Annotated in this window: 15 protein-coding genes; all 15 read right to left on the bottom strand. The window is 48.2% G+C overall.

Annotated elements, in window-relative coordinates; genetic code table 11:
• Nucleotides 1–2: 2 nt before the first annotated feature.
• Nucleotides 3–1,247, bottom strand: coding sequence for a lipopolysaccharide biosynthesis protein (locus tag ACWHYD_RS05435; RefSeq protein WP_447964895.1), 1,245 nt, complete (start codon nucleotides 1,245–1,247; stop codon nucleotides 3–5).
• 55 nt (nucleotides 1,248–1,302) lie between these two features.
• Nucleotides 1,303–2,454 (bottom strand): glycosyltransferase, encoded by a 1,152-nt coding sequence (locus ACWHYD_RS05430; protein ID WP_447964894.1) that lies wholly within the window; start codon nucleotides 2,452–2,454, stop codon nucleotides 1,303–1,305.
• Between the two features lie 140 nt (nucleotides 2,455–2,594).
• Nucleotides 2,595–3,698 (bottom strand): bifunctional UDP-4-keto-pentose/UDP-xylose synthase, encoded by a 1,104-nt coding sequence (locus ACWHYD_RS05425; RefSeq protein WP_447964893.1) that lies wholly within the window; start codon nucleotides 3,696–3,698, stop codon nucleotides 2,595–2,597.
• Nucleotides 3,699–3,884: 186 nt separating this feature from the next.
• Nucleotides 3,885–4,721 carry a WecB/TagA/CpsF family glycosyltransferase gene (locus ACWHYD_RS05420; RefSeq protein ID WP_447964892.1) on the bottom strand — a complete coding sequence of 279 codons (837 nt, stop codon included), beginning with the start codon at nucleotides 4,719–4,721 and terminating at the stop codon, nucleotides 3,885–3,887.
• Nucleotides 4,718–5,701 carry a GDP-L-fucose synthase family protein gene (locus ACWHYD_RS05415; protein WP_447964891.1) on the bottom strand — a complete coding sequence of 328 codons (984 nt, stop codon included), beginning with the start codon at nucleotides 5,699–5,701 and terminating at the stop codon, nucleotides 4,718–4,720. The genes ACWHYD_RS05420 and ACWHYD_RS05415 overlap by 4 nt, the downstream gene beginning before the upstream one ends.
• A 109-nt stretch (nucleotides 5,702–5,810) precedes the next feature.
• A complete protein-coding gene (gene gmd, locus ACWHYD_RS05410; protein WP_447964890.1) occupies nucleotides 5,811–6,857 on the bottom strand; it encodes a GDP-mannose 4,6-dehydratase in 1,047 nt (348 codons plus the stop codon).
• 34 nt (nucleotides 6,858–6,891) lie between these two features.
• On the bottom strand, nucleotides 6,892–8,331 hold the full coding sequence (locus ACWHYD_RS05405; protein ID WP_447964889.1) for a sugar transferase: 1,440 nt from the start codon (nucleotides 8,329–8,331) through the stop codon (nucleotides 6,892–6,894).
• 1,060 nt (nucleotides 8,332–9,391) lie between these two features.
• Nucleotides 9,392–10,834, bottom strand: a complete 1,443-nt coding sequence (locus ACWHYD_RS05400; RefSeq protein ID WP_447964888.1) for an efflux transporter outer membrane subunit — start codon at nucleotides 10,832–10,834, stop codon at nucleotides 9,392–9,394.
• 1 nt (nucleotide 10,835) lies between these two features.
• The gene (locus tag ACWHYD_RS05395; protein ID WP_447964887.1) at nucleotides 10,836–14,006 is read right to left on the bottom strand and encodes a multidrug efflux RND transporter permease subunit; all 3,171 of its coding nucleotides are present in this window, start codon (nucleotides 14,004–14,006) and stop codon (nucleotides 10,836–10,838) included.
• Complete coding sequence (locus ACWHYD_RS05390) at nucleotides 14,003–15,259, bottom strand: efflux RND transporter periplasmic adaptor subunit (protein WP_447964886.1); 1,257 nt, start codon at nucleotides 15,257–15,259, stop codon at nucleotides 14,003–14,005. The genes ACWHYD_RS05395 and ACWHYD_RS05390 overlap by 4 nt, the downstream gene beginning before the upstream one ends.
• Nucleotides 15,260–15,487: 228 nt before the next feature.
• On the bottom strand, nucleotides 15,488–16,351 hold the full coding sequence (locus ACWHYD_RS05385; protein ID WP_447965829.1) for a pirin family protein: 864 nt from the start codon (nucleotides 16,349–16,351) through the stop codon (nucleotides 15,488–15,490).
• 46 nt (nucleotides 16,352–16,397) lie between these two features.
• Nucleotides 16,398–16,676 carry a hypothetical protein gene (locus ACWHYD_RS05380; RefSeq protein ID WP_447964885.1) on the bottom strand — a complete coding sequence of 93 codons (279 nt, stop codon included), beginning with the start codon at nucleotides 16,674–16,676 and terminating at the stop codon, nucleotides 16,398–16,400.
• A 115-nt stretch (nucleotides 16,677–16,791) separates the two neighbouring features.
• Nucleotides 16,792–17,139, bottom strand: coding sequence for a nuclear transport factor 2 family protein (locus ACWHYD_RS05375; RefSeq protein ID WP_447964884.1), 348 nt, complete (start codon nucleotides 17,137–17,139; stop codon nucleotides 16,792–16,794).
• Between the two features lie 80 nt (nucleotides 17,140–17,219).
• Nucleotides 17,220–17,903 (bottom strand): SDR family NAD(P)-dependent oxidoreductase, encoded by a 684-nt coding sequence (locus ACWHYD_RS05370; RefSeq protein ID WP_447964883.1) that lies wholly within the window; start codon nucleotides 17,901–17,903, stop codon nucleotides 17,220–17,222.
• A 124-nt stretch (nucleotides 17,904–18,027) separates the two neighbouring features.
• Nucleotides 18,028–18,573 (bottom strand): hypothetical protein, encoded by a 546-nt coding sequence (locus ACWHYD_RS05365; RefSeq protein ID WP_447964882.1) that lies wholly within the window; start codon nucleotides 18,571–18,573, stop codon nucleotides 18,028–18,030.
• Between the last annotated feature and the right edge of the window lie 71 nt (nucleotides 18,574–18,644).

Genomic DNA, 18,644 nt, shown 5'->3' with positions numbered 1-18,644 from the left:
TTCTATGCAAGAATTTTCTGCCTCACTGCCAACCAGGCAAGATACCCAGCAATACAAATGGAAAATATTTGAACAGTCAACGCTCCAGGAATTCCCCAGGCATTAATCATCGGAATTGAACCAACGAAAACTACAATTGCGGACGTGCTCCAGATTTTGGCAATTTCGCGAGTTACTCCAATCGATTTAAGTCCCAGCGTGTATACAAACACAAAGGAAGACGCAACAAAGCTGAGGGATATCAACACAAAAAGGTGGCGATGGCCATCATAAATCCCTTTATAAAGATAATGAAGTATGAATTCGGAAAACGAGGAAAGAAGGATCCCATAAAGCGTTACCGTTCCACAGACCAACCAAAGAAGATCACGCATTTTCTTGCGTCGTTCAATCGAAGCATGCTCACCCTGAACGGAAGAGAGTACGGGTAATGCAACGAGTGAAACAGCATTCAACATAAGATCTAGCGGTCGGAAAAGGGTTCGCACTACAGACAAAACTCCAGCTGCTTTTAGACCAAGAAAGGCCGATACCATAATTGTTAAAATACCGGTCGACGCCCATTTGATAACTGTTCCGACAATATTCCATGCTCCGAATTCCTTATGATCATGAAAAATCGAATAAAGACTTAAAGGCCCAGTCCATTTAAACTCAGGTTTAAGTATGCGCAACTGACAAACACTCACAAGTAAACCGATAAAACCCATCGACAAAAATGCCCAATACGGGGTTAGGGAAGCCTTCTGAAAAAGGAGAAATATCATCAATGCATTCAATGTGAAATACATAAAACTTCCTGCAAGGGCCCACGTCGACTGGGAAACGACATAGAAACTTCGCCGAATCATCCACTGTAGAAGAATAAAAGGGCTTGCAATAGCTAAGCCCAGAAAGGCATCAGCCAGCTCCTTAGAGTCAAAAGCCAAGAATGTTAGGGAAGAAACGATTAAAATAAAAGACACTAAGACCGAGAACACTCCGTGTCCTAACAAGAGACTCCCGATATACCCTCTGAATGTTTCGATGTATTTCTTTGCCCCATATACCATCATCGGTTCTATCATCACTGAGGTGTGAATGGCGCCAATAAGAAGAAAAATCGTATATGCTACGGCAAACGCGCCATATTCGTTCGGGCTCAACCAGCGAGCGAGAATAATGTTGATAAGAAAATTCGTACCGCCATGTATCGCCTGGTCAACAAGTGAAATACCGCCTCTTTTCCCCCAACGATTCAATACCATCACGGTAATGCGGATTCAGATTTAAACAACGCGATACAAGACCCTCTACTCAAACTCATGGCATCATCCCGCAAGAATAGTCATCGATGATTCGTTTATATTCATCAACCAAGTCTTGCGCTACTTTTTCCCAGGAGTAGCTCAAACAAAATTTCATTGCATTCTCTGAAACCCGTTGATACATATCCTCTGAATATTCCAAAACCGTAGCCATCCCATCAGCCAAATGCGTACCACTCAGGGGCACGGTTATTCCCATGTTCATTCGCTGCGTCCAATCCCCAAGATTCCCTTCCAATGAGGCAATGAGAGGAATACCATTCCCTAAGGCTTCACAGGGAGCAAGCGCAATGCCAGCATAACGATACACATTAAGAAAATAATCTGCTTCGGTCCAAAGCATCTTCTTCTCTTCCCCTGAGACATAATCTCTAAAATCAAAAATCTCGCTTCCTATCCCCGCTACACGCTTTTTAAGTTTTTCCATAGAATCATTTACCGACGGACCAGCCATTATGACACGGAATGGTTTGGGGTTCGGGGAACGCATCAGAACCTCAACCGCATCGCAAACTAAATCTAATCCTTTATGGAAAATATCCAGTCGACCTAAATGGAGAAAGGTCACCGGATCGTTCAATTTCCTACCATCACATGGCTGAGACTTTATCCAGGATGCATTAATACCGACCGGCGCTACAAACCGTTTTGTTACTCCAAGCTCTGCCAGAATTTCCGCTTCGTATTTTGATGGGGTATGAACACATGCTACGGCTTTAAGCATTGGGGCATCAAAATACTTATGCCATAGTTCTTTTCTCCAAATATGGTAAAAGTGCGTTCGCTTTCCTCCAAAACGGACACCGAATCCATGGGGGCTCAAATTCCCGTTCGTTGAAATAATACAGGGTACACCAAAACGAAAAACCTCTTTCAACCAGACATGATGAACCGGAATCCAGATACCGGATAAATGAATGATGTGAGGTTTAAACGATTGCAAGACCTTCCGAAATTGCAACACACTGCGCAAACCTTTTCCCAATTGAACGGACTGAACATTTGAGGAAATTCTTTCAGAGTCACCCTTATACGAGACAGCAAGAACATCGTGACCAAGATCAGCCTGAGCCTGAACCAAGCTTCTTACTTGAAACGGAGTCCCTCCGGTTTCAAGTAAATCATGAAATATATGAAGTATTTTCACGTCGACAGGAAAGGCCTACAAACTAAAAGGCCGCTCATCAGCCCTGAGGTCGTAGGTCATGGCAGATAGGAAGAACTAATTTTGGGATTAATCCTGTGTAAAGAAAGTGAGAGAAGGGCATTCCATTGTTCATTCATATACTAAATATGGGTTTCCTTCAGTGCCGGTGCTATCTTTTCCCGTGTCATGTTCACGTGATTAACATAGTAATCCATCGTACTTTCTAACAATTCGTTTAATCCCCATTGAGGTTTCCACCCAATTAACGCTTCTGCCTTTGAAATGTCAGGGATTCGCCTATCTGAATCCTCATAGCCTTTACCATAGAACTCTTCACCGGAAACATCGACAATCTGAGGAAGAGGAAGGTCATTTCTCGGGTACCTTCGAACAAAAATATCTTGCATTTTGATTGCAAGTTCCCTGATGGAAATCTCATTCGAAGGTGTTCCAATATTGAATATTTCCCTATTACAGACACCATTTACATCCATGATAATACGATAAATCGCGTCAACCGCATCATCTATATAGGTATAACAACGCCGATGATGTCCCCCATTCACGAGCTTCATATTGGTTCCAGTGAGAAGCGCATCCATAAAAAATGAAAAGACTCGCGGTATCCCCTCACCTTCGCTTAGGAGAAAATCAATCTTGGGGCCAATAAAATTAAATGGACGTATAATCGTGTAATTAAAACCCAGTTCTAAACCATAGGCGTGAAGCACTCGCTCCAACAATTGCTTAGCTGATGCATAAATCCAACGGTGCTTATTAACCGGCCCCATGATGAGGTTTGTGCTATCTTCCGAGAAAGTGGCATGTCGGGGATCGTCAGAATTCAGCAAATGACCGTTCATGAAACTAGCAGGGGTTTTGCCATATACCTCGCACGTCGAAAACTGAATTAATCGTTTATTCAGTGCTACGCAGGTTTCGGCAATTTTCAAATTTTCGGTGAAATTTAACCGGAAAACCTCTAATGGCATTTTTACGTAAAGCCCGGGATTCGCATAGGCAATCAAATCTATGACCACATCCGCGTCTTGAACCAGTTCCCTCAACCCCCAATCTGGCCTTCGAATATCTTCCTTGACGACTCTCAGATTATCAAAACCGACCCACTCTTGAATCTTGTCGTGGGCTTGATCGACCACAGTGACAGTATGTCTTTCTTTAAGGAGTCGAGCTGTTAGATGAGATCCAATAAATCCGGCTCCCCCAAGGCAAAGTATTTTCACAGTCTACCTCACGATAATATTGTGTATGTTAGAAATATAATATAGATATGTATGTTAGGAATATATGATAGATAAAGATTTAGGTGTTAATTTTAGCAATTAAAATTTATGCATATCGATTGAACCGGTTAGAATAAGAACCCAGCCTCGAGGCAAAGAATACGGAAAAAACCATTTTCAGATTGATCATTTCAAAATACCGAATTCATGCCTTAGTATTTTCCATAAAAAGATGGAATTCGTGACAAGATACCGCTTCCATAATCTCTTGGGCTCGCACCACAAACGAAATACCCACTCTAAGCTGTTTCGTTGCATCCAAGGCGGTGCTATTTCTTTCGTGCCGGCATGAAAATCAAAGGCCGCACCGACGCACAATTGCACACCGTGGATTTTTTCACGATGATCAAAGGCAAAATGCTCCTGTTTTGGACATCCCAGACCCAAAAAAATAAGCCCGGCGCCACTCGCATTGATTCGAGCTACAGCCGCCTGATCCTCATCTTGGGTGAGCGGTCGGAAGGGAGGAGCTTCGGCTCCCACGATTCGTAGCGAAGGAAACCGGTGAAGAAGATTTCGTTTCAATCCCCCCAAGACATCCGGCTGGCTTCCATAGAGATAGACACCAACTCCTTTTTGCTCGGCCTGGTGACATAACCGCAGCATTAACTCGGGACCGTATACACGGTCAGAAAGATTGGCTTGATGAAATCGATTCAATGCCCACCGAACCGGCTGCCCATCCGGGGCGACAATATCGAACTGGTTGATTTTATTCTTCAAGGAAGAATCTGAACAGGCTTCGATGAGGCCATGCACAGGCATATGATCCACGATCAGAGAGCGGCGTTCTTGAGCTGCCTGAATCAGGAGAATGGTGGCTTCCTGATAATCAGTCCGACTGACTCCGATACCGAATAGATTAAATTTTGGCGGACAAGGAGAATGTTGCCTGGCCATCCCTTTCGTGGAATCAGATAATTCAGAGGGACTGGTGGAGGGGAGCATTCCGATAGTATTCAAGAATGAGCCTCCATAAGTTGCCCAGGCGTATCGTGTCGCAAATACCAGTCATAGGTCATTTTGATGCCGTTGGAAAGAGAAATATTGGGCTGCCAACCCAGCGCATGGAGACGGGTTATATCCAGTTTCCGCTTGGGGGTTCCGTCTGGTTTAGTAGAATCCCAATTGATCTGCCCGGATACTCCAATAAGCTCTTTAATCATTTCAGCCAGACCCCGGATACTAATGTCCTCTCCACTCCCGACATTCACCAAGGGACCGGCATGATATTCGAGCAAGGTCTGAAATCGCTCAGGATCCAAATCCATGAGGAAAAGGCAGGCGTTCGCACAGTCATCAACATGAAGAAATTCCCGGCTGGCTTGACCTGTGCCCCAAAGCGTAACAGGAGTGCCAGAAACCTTTAATTCATGAAATTTCCTGATGAGTGCAGGTAACACATGGCTGGTTTCCAGATCAAAATTATCCCCGCTTCCATAGAGGTTCGTTGGCATCGCACACAAATATTGCGTCCCGAATTGTCGATTATACGCCTCGCACATTTTTAATCCTGCAATTTTGGCAATGGCATAGGGTTCATTAGTCGGCTCAAGCGCGCCGGTCAACAGATAGTCTTCCTTAATCGGTTGGGGACAATGCTTGGGATAAATACACACGCTTCCCAAAAACAAGACTCGCTTCACCCCGGAGAGATAGGCCGCATGTAAAATATTGGTTTGAATCGCCAGGTTCTGATAAATGAAATCGGCGGGATAGGTGGCATTGGCCATGATACCTCCGACCTTGGCTGCCGCCACAAATACATAATCCGGTTTTTCATTTTCAAAAAAGCCTTGGACTGCAGCTTGATTCGTCAAGTCCAGTTCACGACGAGTTCGTGTAAGAATATGCGTCTGCCCTCTGGCCTGAAGTTGACGCAGAAAGGCCGAACCCATCATTCCCATATGACCGGCTATGTATATTTTACTGGTTGGTTCCATTGTTGAGCATTACGGCTAGAATTAGCATGGCACAACTGAGGTGTTCCTGCCGCAGGTGAATTGGATAAAATGGGTACATGAGTGCTGCATTCTCAGTATCCTGAAATGACTAATCACCCTTCCACCACTTTTGTGGAAATTTCTGACGAAGGATGGAATCGCCATCCCCTTTGGGTTCCATTCCCAACTTTCGCATATCCGCATCGACCATGATTTTGACGAGGTCTTTGAAGGTGATCCGTGGTTGCCATTTGAGTATCTTATGCGCCTTTTCAGGGTTGGCAACCAGGACATCGACTTCGGTTGGACGCAGATACTGTGGGTCTTCCTTCACGAAATCACGCCAATCGAGACCAACGTACCCAAAGCTTTCCTCGACAAATTCCCGAACTGTATGAGTTTCTCCAGTACCCAGAACAAAATCACACGGTGTATCCATTTGAAGCATATGGTGCATGCCCTCTGCGTACTCTGGCGCAAAACCCCAGTCCCTTTTAGCTTCCAGATTTCCCATATACAAATCTTTTTGCTTTCCAGCTTTTATATGAGCAACTGCGCGGCTGATTTTCCGCGTGACAAAGGTTTCTCCTCGTCTGGGGGATTCATGGTTAAAAAGAATCCCATTGCAGGCAAATAAATTAGTCCCTTCCCGGTAATTGACTGTCATCCAATAGGCATAGACCTTTGCCGCTCCATAGGGGCTTCTGGGATAAAAGGCGGTATCCTCCGATTGAGGGGGGCTGGCATTTCCAAACATTTCGCTCGAGGAAGCTTGATAAAATTTGCAGGATACCTCGCTTCGCTTTATAGCCTCAAGGATACGGGTGGTGCCTAGGCCTGTCACATCTCCGGTATATTCTGGAGTATCAAAACTCACCCGGACATGGCTTTGCGCTCCGAGATGATAGACCTCTTGAGGTTGCGTATTATAGATCAGATTGGTCAGTTGGCCTGAATCGGTAAGATCGCCATAATGAAGGAAAAGCTTGGTATGGGGATCATGAGGGTCGGCATAGATGTGATCAATGCGAGCAGTATTAAAGGTGCTGGCCCGTCTGATTATTCCATGAACGGAGTATCCCTTGGAAAGAAGAAGCTCGGCCAGATAGGACCCATCTTGTCCGGTAATACCGGTAATAAGCGCAGTTTTTGACATATATTAAGTTTGGGGGGAAATTAAAAAAGAGATCTTAAACCGCCCCACTTCCTTTCATTACAGCCGGAATGGTCTTGAACAAGATTTTTAGATCCAACCAGATTGACCACTTATCGATATAGTGCAGGTCAAGTTCCATCCATTTAGCAAAGGAGGTAGAACTTCGCCCACTGACCTGCCATAGACCGGTGAGACCTGGCCTGACGCTAAAGCGTCGACGATGCCAATCCTCATAGAACTCCTGAAGATCTCGAACCGGAAGCGGCCGTGGGCCAACCAGGCTCATGTCTCCATTGATGACATTTATTAATTGCGGTAATTCATCAATACTGGCTTTGCGCAACAAGCGCCCTAATGGTGTCACCCGAGGATCGTTGGTAATTTTAAATGCAGCTCCATCGACTTCGTTTAAATGTTCGAGTTCCGCCTGCTGTAATTCAGCATCGGGCACCATGGTCCGAAATTTAATAAAAGGAAATAACCGTTTATTCAACCCGACTCGTTCCTGTATGAAAAAGACCGGTCCAGGTGAACTCAATTTTATGGCCGCAGCGACGATTGCAAAAAATGGGAGAAGGAGAATAACCGAAGGGATGGCAATAATTAAATCAATAGCTCGTTTAATCAAAACAGCCTGATCTCCAATTGCTCCGGTATTGAGGCTGAAAGTGGGATGAAGTCCCACCTCATCAATGGTAGACTTTGCCAGCTTCGGAGAAAAAAGATCTCCCAACACACGAACGAGAATACCCTGCTCTTCACATTGTGCCACGACTTGAGCAGCTTCTTGATAAAAAGAGCGAAAAGGAAGAGCGAGGAGCACTTCATCAACCGAAAACGTTCGAATAAATCCAGGGAATTTTTTGAGATCAGTTAGAATAGGAACATCCTCAAGGTGCTCATGATTGAGTCCATCCCACGGCTCATCCACATATCCTAGTAGGCAGTATCCCAATTCAGGCTTGGATTGAATTTCTTTAGCGAATGCTAATGCACGTGGATTGGTGCCAATGATGAGAATATTGCGTAAATTTCTTCCCTTTCGTCTCATCCATGCCAACGTTACTCGCACACCTACCCGGCTGAGACATATCAGTACAGTCGAAAGAATCCAAAAGCTTAGAAGTACTTCGGCGGACACCATATCGATTCGAAATAGTAGAGCGATCCCTGCCGTGACAAAGGTCACGAGCAAAGTGGCTTTAAGGATATCCGGTACCTCCTGGGCGATCGTAGACAGTCGTTTCGATTCATAGAGCCCCAAGGAGGCACACCCAACATGCCAGATTCCCACCATGACAGCCCCTACGAGAAAATTTTCAATTTTAATTCGCAATGCCAAAAATTCCTCAAAGGCCATTAGGCTGTTGTTCTGTGCATAGAACACCCACAAAACAATCAGAAAAGACATGCCGAGTAACAGCAGGTCACCGAAATGCATTAATTTAATTAGAATTTTTCTTCGAAAATGCATACACAAACCCGCCCGTTACTTAAAACAGTCGAATACCCTGCCCTAATTGAATGAACCTAATTCAGATTCTGAACGAATAAATTCCGGGAGTATTACGTTGCAACATCGTGTAATACATCATCAGGATAAAAAATGGATGAAAATGAATTGGGGGGAAATGAAAGTGGGGAGATGAAAAAATTGGTATAAGAATAATTAAATGAAATTAAAATATAATCCATCGCACTTTTTAAAACATAATATAAAAATAGTGATGCGTAATATTAAATAATTAAGTGCAAATCCTAAGCGAACATACACAAATAGATTTGTGCAAAGCAACCATTATTTAGAATAATGAGTATATATTACATAAAGCAAAATATGTACCTAAGAGGAAATCAGAGAGTAATGCAGGCCATTCCAGTTCAATACCCACTGTTTGGCGATTCGTTCCAAGAATTTTTTTTAATAGCACAAGAATGATGTATTAATAAAGAAACAGTAATACTACGCAATCTCGGCCCGCCATGCGCTTAACTTCCGCCATATTCCTAGTGTTTCCAACGTTTTCAACCATCGTCCTCAATATTTCAGCAATGTAGGTTTCTCCCTACATCGAAAACTCAATCCCACTTTGAAAACCATCCACCATCAGAAAACAGCATATATAAAGGAACGCATTCCAGCAAGCGGATAATTGATCAAGGAGCGGATATACCCAAACGTGTGTGCGGGATAGAAACGTCCGTGAGGTGGCTTTCAGCCTACTCAGAGAAACAAGGAAGGATTGAACACGCGATACACCTGACTGCCATTTTTTTAAAAATCTGAATTTAAGTGATAAGCAAGGCTTGACACGACTGTAATTGGCAGAAACTTACATGGACTTGGGAAAGGTTGTCAGACGGTCTAATCGAGGCCCATGATGTTTGTTCGGCCAATGTCTAAATGTTGAAAGTAAAACTTTTTCATATTATCTTATGAAGTCAGAGGTACCTAAGTTCATAGTAACACGTATTTGTGAGAATTCCACCACATCAATTGCGAAATGACGATCCGGCACTGAAATTCAACTTTATCAGTTACCGGGATTGCTTTGCTCGGATGATGAGCTGGAAATGGCAATGGTTCCTTCAGGAGATTCCGGGGACCATCCTCCACCCAACGCTTTATAGAGTTGCACCATCGACACCAAATGCAGACGACGGGTGGACGTAAGCTCGAGTTCGGCATTGAACAAATCCCGTTTGGCGATGAGCACATCCACATAACTGGTCAGGCCGCCTTTATAGCGAAGGTCGGCCAGACGCAAGGCCGACCGGAGAGCCGTCACCTGTTCCTGCTGGGCAATCCCTTGGGATTCGGCCGTGCGCACTGCCACCAGGGCATCCTCTACTTCTTTGAATGCCACAAGAATGGTCTGCTCGTATTGCGCCAACACCTGCTTTGCCTGTGCCACCACGGCTTCTTGATGAAACCCCAGAATCTGGGCATTGAGCACCGGACCGGCGAGTCCCAGGCCGGCTTGCCCAAATTCACTGCCGGAACTGACCAGACTCGAAAGTTGTGGGCTTGCGAGACCAAGAATACCCGTAATCGAAAACTTGGGAAACCGTTCCGCTTTCGCAACACCGATTCGGGCGGTCGCCGCTGCCAATTCGTGTTCGGCTTGTACGATATCCGGACGGCGCTGGAGCAATTCCGAAGGGAGACCGGGCGGGACTGTTGGCGGAAAAATCTGATCGGTGAGAATCTGGCCCCGAGGAATTCTAAAGGGGTTCCGCCCAAGGAATACACTCAGTTCGTTTTCCTTCTGCACCATGAGCCGCTCGAATTGAGCGACCCGGGCCGCCGCATTGGCCCGTTCAGCCTCAAATTGGTCTGCATCGAGTCTTGAACTTACCCCTTGTCGTAATCGCGCACGGGCAATTTTCACCGATTCTTCCCACGAACCAAGTGTTCGCTTGGCAATGTCCAACTGCATGTCGAATTGCAACAGTTCCAAATACGCTCCTGCCACACCACTGACCAACTGAAGGATGACGGCCCGTCGATTTTCTTCGCGGGCAAGCAAATCGCCAAACGCTGCTTCATTTGACCGACGAATGCGTCCCCAGATATCAATCTCCCAATTCAAATTCCCGATTCCAAAATAACTAAAGTTGCTGGGGAATCCCTGTCTGGCAAAACCGCCAAATTTCCCTAAAACCGGAGCATTGAGTTGCGTACTTAATTGAGGGGCAAATTCCATTCGTTCGATGAACACTCGAGCTTGGAATTCCTCGACACTGGCGGCGGCTTCTTGAAGATTTTTATTTTCCTCCAACGCCACACGAATGAGTTTTTGCAATTCCTCGTCGTGAAGCAATTCCCACCAGGGAAGATTCGCGATAGACTCCCCTTCGGTGTCGGACATGCGAAACTGGTCGGCCGTTTTAATATCGGGCCGTGAGTAGTCCGGTCCCATGGCACAGGACATAAGCAACACGGACGACAAGAAGAGGGCACAGAACGAACGCATGTTATCGTTCTCCATCAAGGATGTGCTCATCCTGATCTTCAGCGAGAATGTCGGCAGATTTCCCCTTCATTCGTGACCCCAACTTCCTGATGAGCACAAAAAACAGCGGAACAAAAAAGATCGCTAAAAATGTCGCCGCCAACATGCCGCCGAAGACCCCTGTCCCGATGGATTGACGACTGGCCGCACCCGCACCGGACGCAATGACCAAGGGAACCACGCCTAAAATAAACGCCATAGAGGTCATAATGATCGGCCGGAATCGAAGACGGACGGCCTCTAAGGCTGCCTCCACCAGCGGCATCCCTCCCTCATAGCGATGATTCGCAAATTCGACGATCAGAATCGCATTTCGTGCCGCAAGCCCGATTAAGGTCACTAAGCCGATTTGAAAGTAGATATCATTGCTCAAGCCCCGAATCCAGACGGCGGATAGAGCCCCGAAGAGACCGAACGGCACGGCAAGAATCACGGCAAAAGGCACCGACCAACTTTCATACAACGCGGCAAGCACCAGGAACACCATTAAGAGGCCGAAGGCGAAGGCAAAAATGGACTCGGTGCCGGTCTTCCGTTCCTGATAGGAAATCCCGCTCCAATCGATATCATAGCCCTTGGGAATCAACACCTCCTGAGCCAGTCGTTCCAACGCATCAAGGGCAGCCCCAGAACTATACCCCGGAGCCGCAGCTCCCAGAACGGAGGCGGTATTAAAACCGTTGAAATGCGTCACGGTATCCGGGCCGCTCGTAAATTCCGTACTGACCACCGTATCAAGCGGAATCATCGTCGAACCCTTGGCATTTCGGGCACGTACATAAATTTTCGCAATGTCATCGGGACTCGACCGGAACTCCGGCAACGCTTCGGTCTGCACTCGATAGACTCGTCCGAATTTAATGAAATCGTTGATGTAGAAATTGCCGAAATACGCTTGCATCGTATCGAACACTTCGGAAATAGGCACACCCAAGGCCTTGGCTCGTTCCCGATCGACGCGGGCATACAAACGCGGCGCGGTGACGCGAAAACTTGTGCCGATCGCACCAATGGCCGGGTCTTGTTTCGCCTTGCTCACAAATTGTTGCGTGATGGCGGAAAACTGTTTGAAATCTCCACCGCTCGGATCCTGTAATTGCAGTGAGAATCCTCCGGTCGTCCCCAATCCACGAATGGAAGGTGCGTTAAAAGCCAGGATCAGCGCCTCGGGAATTTCGGCAAACTTTTTGAAGGCATTCCCAATCAGAGATTTAACATGCTGATCCGATTGCGTGCGGTCATCCCAGTGATGCAAGGGCACAAACATCGTCGCCTGATTCGACCCTCGAGTGTTAAAGACGAAGTTTTGCCCGACCAGCGCATCGGTGGAGTGCACTTCGGGAACCGAAAGAAAATAATTTTCAACCTGTTCAATCACGTCAATGGTTCGCTGCTTGGATGCCCCGTCCGGCAATTGCACGACCGAAATAAAATATCCCTGATCTTCATCCGGCAAAAAACTGGACGGCAGAACTTGAAACAGTCCACCGATGACAAAAAGCAGAACCCCAAAGACCGCCAGCGAGAGCACCGCGTGTTTAAGTATCGAGCCAACCGTCCCCACATATCGATTCTGCGTCCAATTAAATCCATCATTAAATTTCTTCCAAAACCCGGCCTCCCGTTCCTGATCCGGCTTGAGAATCAACGCACAGAGGGCCGGACTGAGTGTCAAGGCCACGACCCCGGAAAGGACCACGGACAGCGTAATGGTAATCGCAAATTGCTGGTAGAGTTCGCCGGTAATACCTCCCAGAAATGCCACTGGCAGAAAAACCGCCGCCAACACCACGACGAGCGCAATGACCGGGCCGGTCACTTCCGTCATGGCCAGCTTCGCGGCTTCCTTTGGGGGATGTCCGTTCTGAATGTGCCGGGCCACATTTTCCACCACCACGATCGCATCATCCACCACAATCCCGATGGCCAGGACCATGCCGAACAAAGTCAAGGTATTAATCGAAAATCCGAGGGCGACCATACCCGCAAACGTGCCGATCAAAGAAACGGGGACAGCCACGGCTGGAATTAATGTTGCGCGCCAGCTTTGAAGAAAGAGGTAGACCACCAAAATAACCAGGATCAATGCTTCTCCCAGGGTCTTCACCACTTGTTGAATAGAAACCTCAATGAATCGGGTTGTATCGTACGGGATGTCGTATGAGACTCCAGCAGGAAAAATATTCGTGAGACTCTTCATCTCGTCCTTGATTCGTTTCATGGTTTCAAGGGCATTGGCTCCTGGGGAGAGGAATGTCAGCATAAAGACATTGGGTTTGCCATTCCACCGTCCCTCGAGGTCATAGGATTGTGCCCCCAACTCAACCTTAGCCACGTCGCCGAGACGCACCATGGAACCATCCGGATACGCCCGGACAATCATGTCCTCGAATTCTTTGGCCTCGCTCATCCGTCCTTGCGTGATCACGGGAATGGTCAGCTCAGTTCCACTCGGGGCAGGCTCGCGTCCGATCCGGCCAGCCGGAAAATCCCGGTTCTGCTCACGAACCACATTCGCAATATCAGTGGGCGTCACATCCATTTGAGCCATACGAATGGGGTCCAAAATAAGACGCATGGAGTAGTTCTGTCCGCCAAAGATCAACGCATCCCCCACTCCGGGAAGCCGTTTGATGTTATCCACAATCCGCAAAATCGCAAAATTAGAAAGAAAGACCGTATCCTGACGAGGATCACTGGAACTCAACGCCACCACCCCGAGTAGATCGGGAGACACTTTTTTGACGGTGATACCCTGCCGGACAACTTCCGGCGGAAGCTGTGGCTCGGCCAAACGTTGACGGTTTTGAGTTTGGACCTGTGCGATATCGACATCCGTCCCGATTTCAAAGGTCAATCGGATGGTCATATGACCGTCGTTGGTGCTGGAAGAATCGTAGTACAGGAGATTATCGATCCCAGGGAGTTGCACCTCAATCGGCCTCGCCACGGCTTCGGCCACGACTTCTGCGCTGGCACCAGGATAATCGGCTTCAATTTGGACCACAGGCGGAGTGATTTCCGGAAATTGAGCGATGGGAAGAACCTGGAGAGACACCAGTCCCACCACCACAATCACAATGGAAATGACCGTGGCAAAAATAGGACGGTCAATAAAAAAATGAGAACTCATGAGTTCTCCTGCGTGGCTTCGGGAGGTGTCGGATTCTCATGGCCCGGGGTTTCCGATGTGGCCTCACCATTCCGGAACGGCACTGGATTCACCTGCATACCCGGTTGAATTCGATGAAACCCTTCGACGACGATTCGCTCTCCCGGTTGAAGGCCCTCTTCAATGAGCCAATCGCCGCCACGCCAACCGGTCGCGTCCACTTCGCGCACTTCGATTTTATCGTCGGGTCCAATCACATTCACAAATGTGCCTTTAGGACCCTGTTGAACCGCACGTTGAGGAATCAAAATCGCATCAGTCCGGATATACCCCTTCAGCCGGATGCGGACAAAATGTCCGGGATACAAATAGGATTGACCGGGAGAAAGATCAGCCTCAGGATTGGGGAAGGCAAACCGGCCCTGTAAGGTCCCCGTCTCCGACCGGATGGCCACATCGGCAAAATCCAATTTGCCTTCATGGGGATAGACACTGCCATCAGCGAACGTCATGACTCCGCGCAATTGAAAGAGATCGGGCCTCTCGACTTTGTGGTCCGCCAACTCACGCCGCCGCCGCAACAAATATGTTTCCGGAACGGACATATTGACATACATGGGATCCAGCTGATCGATGGTGGTCATCAGGTCTGTCTGGGCGGACACCAGACGTCCTTCATAAAACCGGCTTTTCGAAATACGTCCACCGATCGGAGCGACGATCAGGGTATTACTCAGGTCAAACCTGGACTTGACCAGATCCCCATGCGCCGCTTCCAGGGAGGCTTTGGCGGCTAACCCTTCCGCCACCGCATCGTCCACGTCCTTTTGACTGACCGCTTGCTCTTTCAGAAGAGGTTTGACTCGAGCAAAATCCTGCTTCGCTTGTACCAGTCGAGCCTCCGCTTGCGTCACCCTGGCTTTGGCACTCAGATAAGCCGCTTTGAAGGGCACGGGGTCAATGAGGTACAGCCGGTCACCTTGCTTGACATTCCTGCCTTCAGTGAAAAAAACTTTCTTAATGATGCCCGTCACCTGTGACCGGATCTCCACAGGCCGAAAGGCCTCGGTTTGTCCGATGAATTCGGGTTCATCGGGGAGATCCTGGGTGGTGACCGTCACCACTTCCACCGTCGGCGGTGGAGGAGCCGGAGGGGAGGTATCTCCCTGCCCACATCCTGCAAGAAGAATCAGGAGTAATCCAACACTCCTACGAATCACGGCGCGCCCATTGCCAATGTATACTGAAACGGGTCTGAGTATGGCTGCATTCATCTGGTTGGTTCCCACCAATTCCGTTCTATTCCATTCACAACATTTAAGTCGTAATTTTCAATTTGTGCTGTCCTCTGAATGATTGGCTTATCCATAAGGGTTGTCTTTCCTACATCTTCATTGCAGGGCATCATCTTCTGTAAATGTGTAGACGAAGGTTCACCACTATTATTACAGCCGAACAAAATTTTTCACGCTTTCCTTCCATCAAGAAGCTCGAATATCGGCTTACTCAAGTCGTCCCATTCTTCCCGCACGATAATCGTTCACAGCCTGCACAAGCTCTTCCTCAGTATTCATGACAAAAGGGCCCATGCGGGCGACCGGTTCCGGAATCGGTTCTCCACTCAGCACCAACACCCTTGCCTCCTCCGTGGCCTCAAAATTTACCTTCGTTCCCTGCGGGTCGCAGAGAGCCATTTCGGCCTCCCCGACTTCGTGAGATTTATTCAAGACCAACTTCCCACTAAGGACGAACAGGCCCGTATTATATCCGACCGGAAGACTGAGCTCACCCAGATGTCCGGCAACCAATCTCAGATCATACAGGTGCACAGGCGTGAACGTCTTGGCCGGCCCTTTGAGTCCCTCATATTCACCGGCGATCACACGGAGCACACTGCCTTGTCCCCCAAGATTGGATTGCGGAATGTCTTCATTGAGGACCGTTTGGTAGCGGGGCGCGCCCATTTTTAATGATTTGGGAAGATTGACCCAGAGTTGAATCATCTGCAACGTGCCACCCTCCTTGGCCCAGGCTTGTTCATGAAGTTCTTCATGCACCACACCCGAAGCCGCCGTCATCCATTGCACATCGCCCGGTCCGATAGTTCCTCCGTTTCCGGCTGAATCCCGATGCGCGACTTTTCCCTGATAGACGATGGTCACGGTCTCAAATCCCCGGTGAGGATGTTCCCCGACACCCAGCCGTTGATTCGTAGGAGGGAACGATGCCGGACCCGCATAATCCAAGAGCAGAAAGGGACTGATCTCTTCGGTCAGATTCTGACTTGGAAAGATATTCCGTACCGGAAACCCGTCCCCTACCATATGAGTAGATCCCGATTTGTAGATTCCTGAAATCGATTTCATCTGCGTCATGGCACCCTCCTTTCCTCAATACTGTTTTCTCAGCAAATTATTTCCCAGACCGCGTGATCTCCTCAACGTAGGCCCGGGTCAAACAACCGGAAGAGAGAAAACTCGCGCCCTGCTGAAAGACCCGGTTCAAAAACGATTTCCCTTCCTGATCCAAATATGTCACCCCCCGCAGATCCAGTCGATGGGATCGCCCCGGATTCTCCGCGCATGTCACCTGCCAACACCGCTCAGCTTCGATGACTGTCGGTCCGGCCAATCGACCCTCCAACTGGAGGGTGATTGTCGTCTCATCTATGCGGGGGGTGACTCTGAGCATAACTTCATTCCTTATCAAAACAGTTGAGAACAGGAGCCCGGGATCTCTTAGGCTGCCATTGTTTTTGAGCGTAAACCTGTCGTGAGCACACATGGTTCAACACATAAGAACCCTTTTACCCGTGATAAAAGTCCTCACGAATGATTTTTCCATCCTTCCAGGTTTGCACGGCCACCTGCTGCATCTTCACCCGATTTCCGCCTTTAAAGGTCAGGTCAAACGTCCATTCCACCGCAGCATGGTCCCCGTCAACGATCGTCCGTCCGACCTGAGCTCCGTGAAATTCCTGAATATTCCCTAAAAACTTTTGTTCATATTCCCGGTTGGCAGCCTTCCCGACTCGTTCTTCTTTTCGATTCTCACTCATGACAACGTTATCAGCATAATACGTGTCAAAGGTCTCCAAAAGCTTCCCGGCCAAAATCCCATCGATCAATGCTTGAACCTGTTGTTGAATACTCATGCTACCTTCTCCTTTCAATAAATAAAATTTACCGTTTACACCTCGAATTGAAACATCGATCAATTCATCAAACATCATTCCTATGATGACCCGATAGGAATGAGCGCCCCATTCAGAGCCTCAGCTTCCTCGGAGGCGAGAAACACAAGCAGTGCGGCAATCGCTTCCGGCTTCACCCATTCGTTGGGATCGGCATCCGGCATGCTGTTGCGGTTAGCAGGGGTATCAATGGTCGCCGGTAATACCCCGTTCACAGTCACGCCTGAACCGGTTAACTCCAGAGCCAGCACCTTGATCAGGGCAAGAAGCCCCGACTTAGAGACAATATAGGCACCCGCACCGGGGAACGGGTCCACAGCGGCACGCGCGGCCATATGGATAATTCGACCAGAGCCTTGCTTGGACATGAAGCGAGTTGCCTCCCTCGACAGCAAAAAGGCCGAGGTCAGGTTGAGAGACAACATTTTGGACCAGGTGGACATTTCTGTTTCTGCCAGACGACCCATGGCAAACCCGCCAACAAGATTGATCAAGCAATCAATGCGTGTGGTTTTGCGCACGGCCTCCTTCATCAGTCGATGAACCTCAGCCTCATCGGTGACATCCGCTGAAAGGCCCACTAGCCCTTCCGGAAGCTTCGTTGGAAGTTCCCGGCCCACGACCACCACCTTGGCTCCCGCCTGGGCGAATGCCTCGGTCACCGTCTGGCCTAAACCACCCAATGCCCCCGTGATCATGACAACTTTTCCGTTAAGGGATATCATCTTTCGGCTCCTTCTTCGTCTCTCTGACTTTTTCTCATACCACAATTCCCCGCCTCAGAAGGTGGCCCCGATCTCTCACCACCCGGCAAGAGACCGAGCCACATCATTGTGAACATCCGACTCGTTACTCGTGAGTCTTCCCTTTGGCATTAATGCTTGTTTCGTCATCCGACGCACGGTGAAGATCGATCACAGTCCCGCCTTCATTCACTTCAACCGTGACCATGGCACCTTCTTCGATGGGCTTGGTTTTGATTTCCAGCCGACCAAGAGGGAAGACCTTTTCCCCATCAGGGGTCTGCAATTTGATCTCTTTATTCATTTTCCCCATGTACACCAATTTCCCCGTATAGAACTGATGTATTCCTTCCTCGCCTTTAGGGTGGGCTTCTATGACAGCATTGTTCTCATCCAGAACCAAGGTTACTTCATCTCCCACCTTGGGGACGGCATGGCCATGACGATGAGAAGCATTTTCGGTCAGAGAATAGTCTCCCGTGGGTGTTTTAACCGTGAGAACACCACCCTTCTCCGTTGTCACGACTCCGGTGACCTGCTTATGTCCATGGCTGACACTCTTAGAGTCTGCGTAACCGATACCGGACATGATAAGAAACATGCCCATCACCGCTGATAACATAATCACGTGAAGATTCATTGTACGGTTCATCACTTCCTCCTTTATGGTTATTGAGAGATCCCTGCTTCTATCCTGACGAAGTTGCCTACTATTCATGTCTT

The sequence above is a fragment of the Nitrospira sp. Ecomares 2.1 genome, from assembly GCF_965152585.1.
This window is presented reverse-complemented; position numbering and strand designations above follow the sequence as displayed.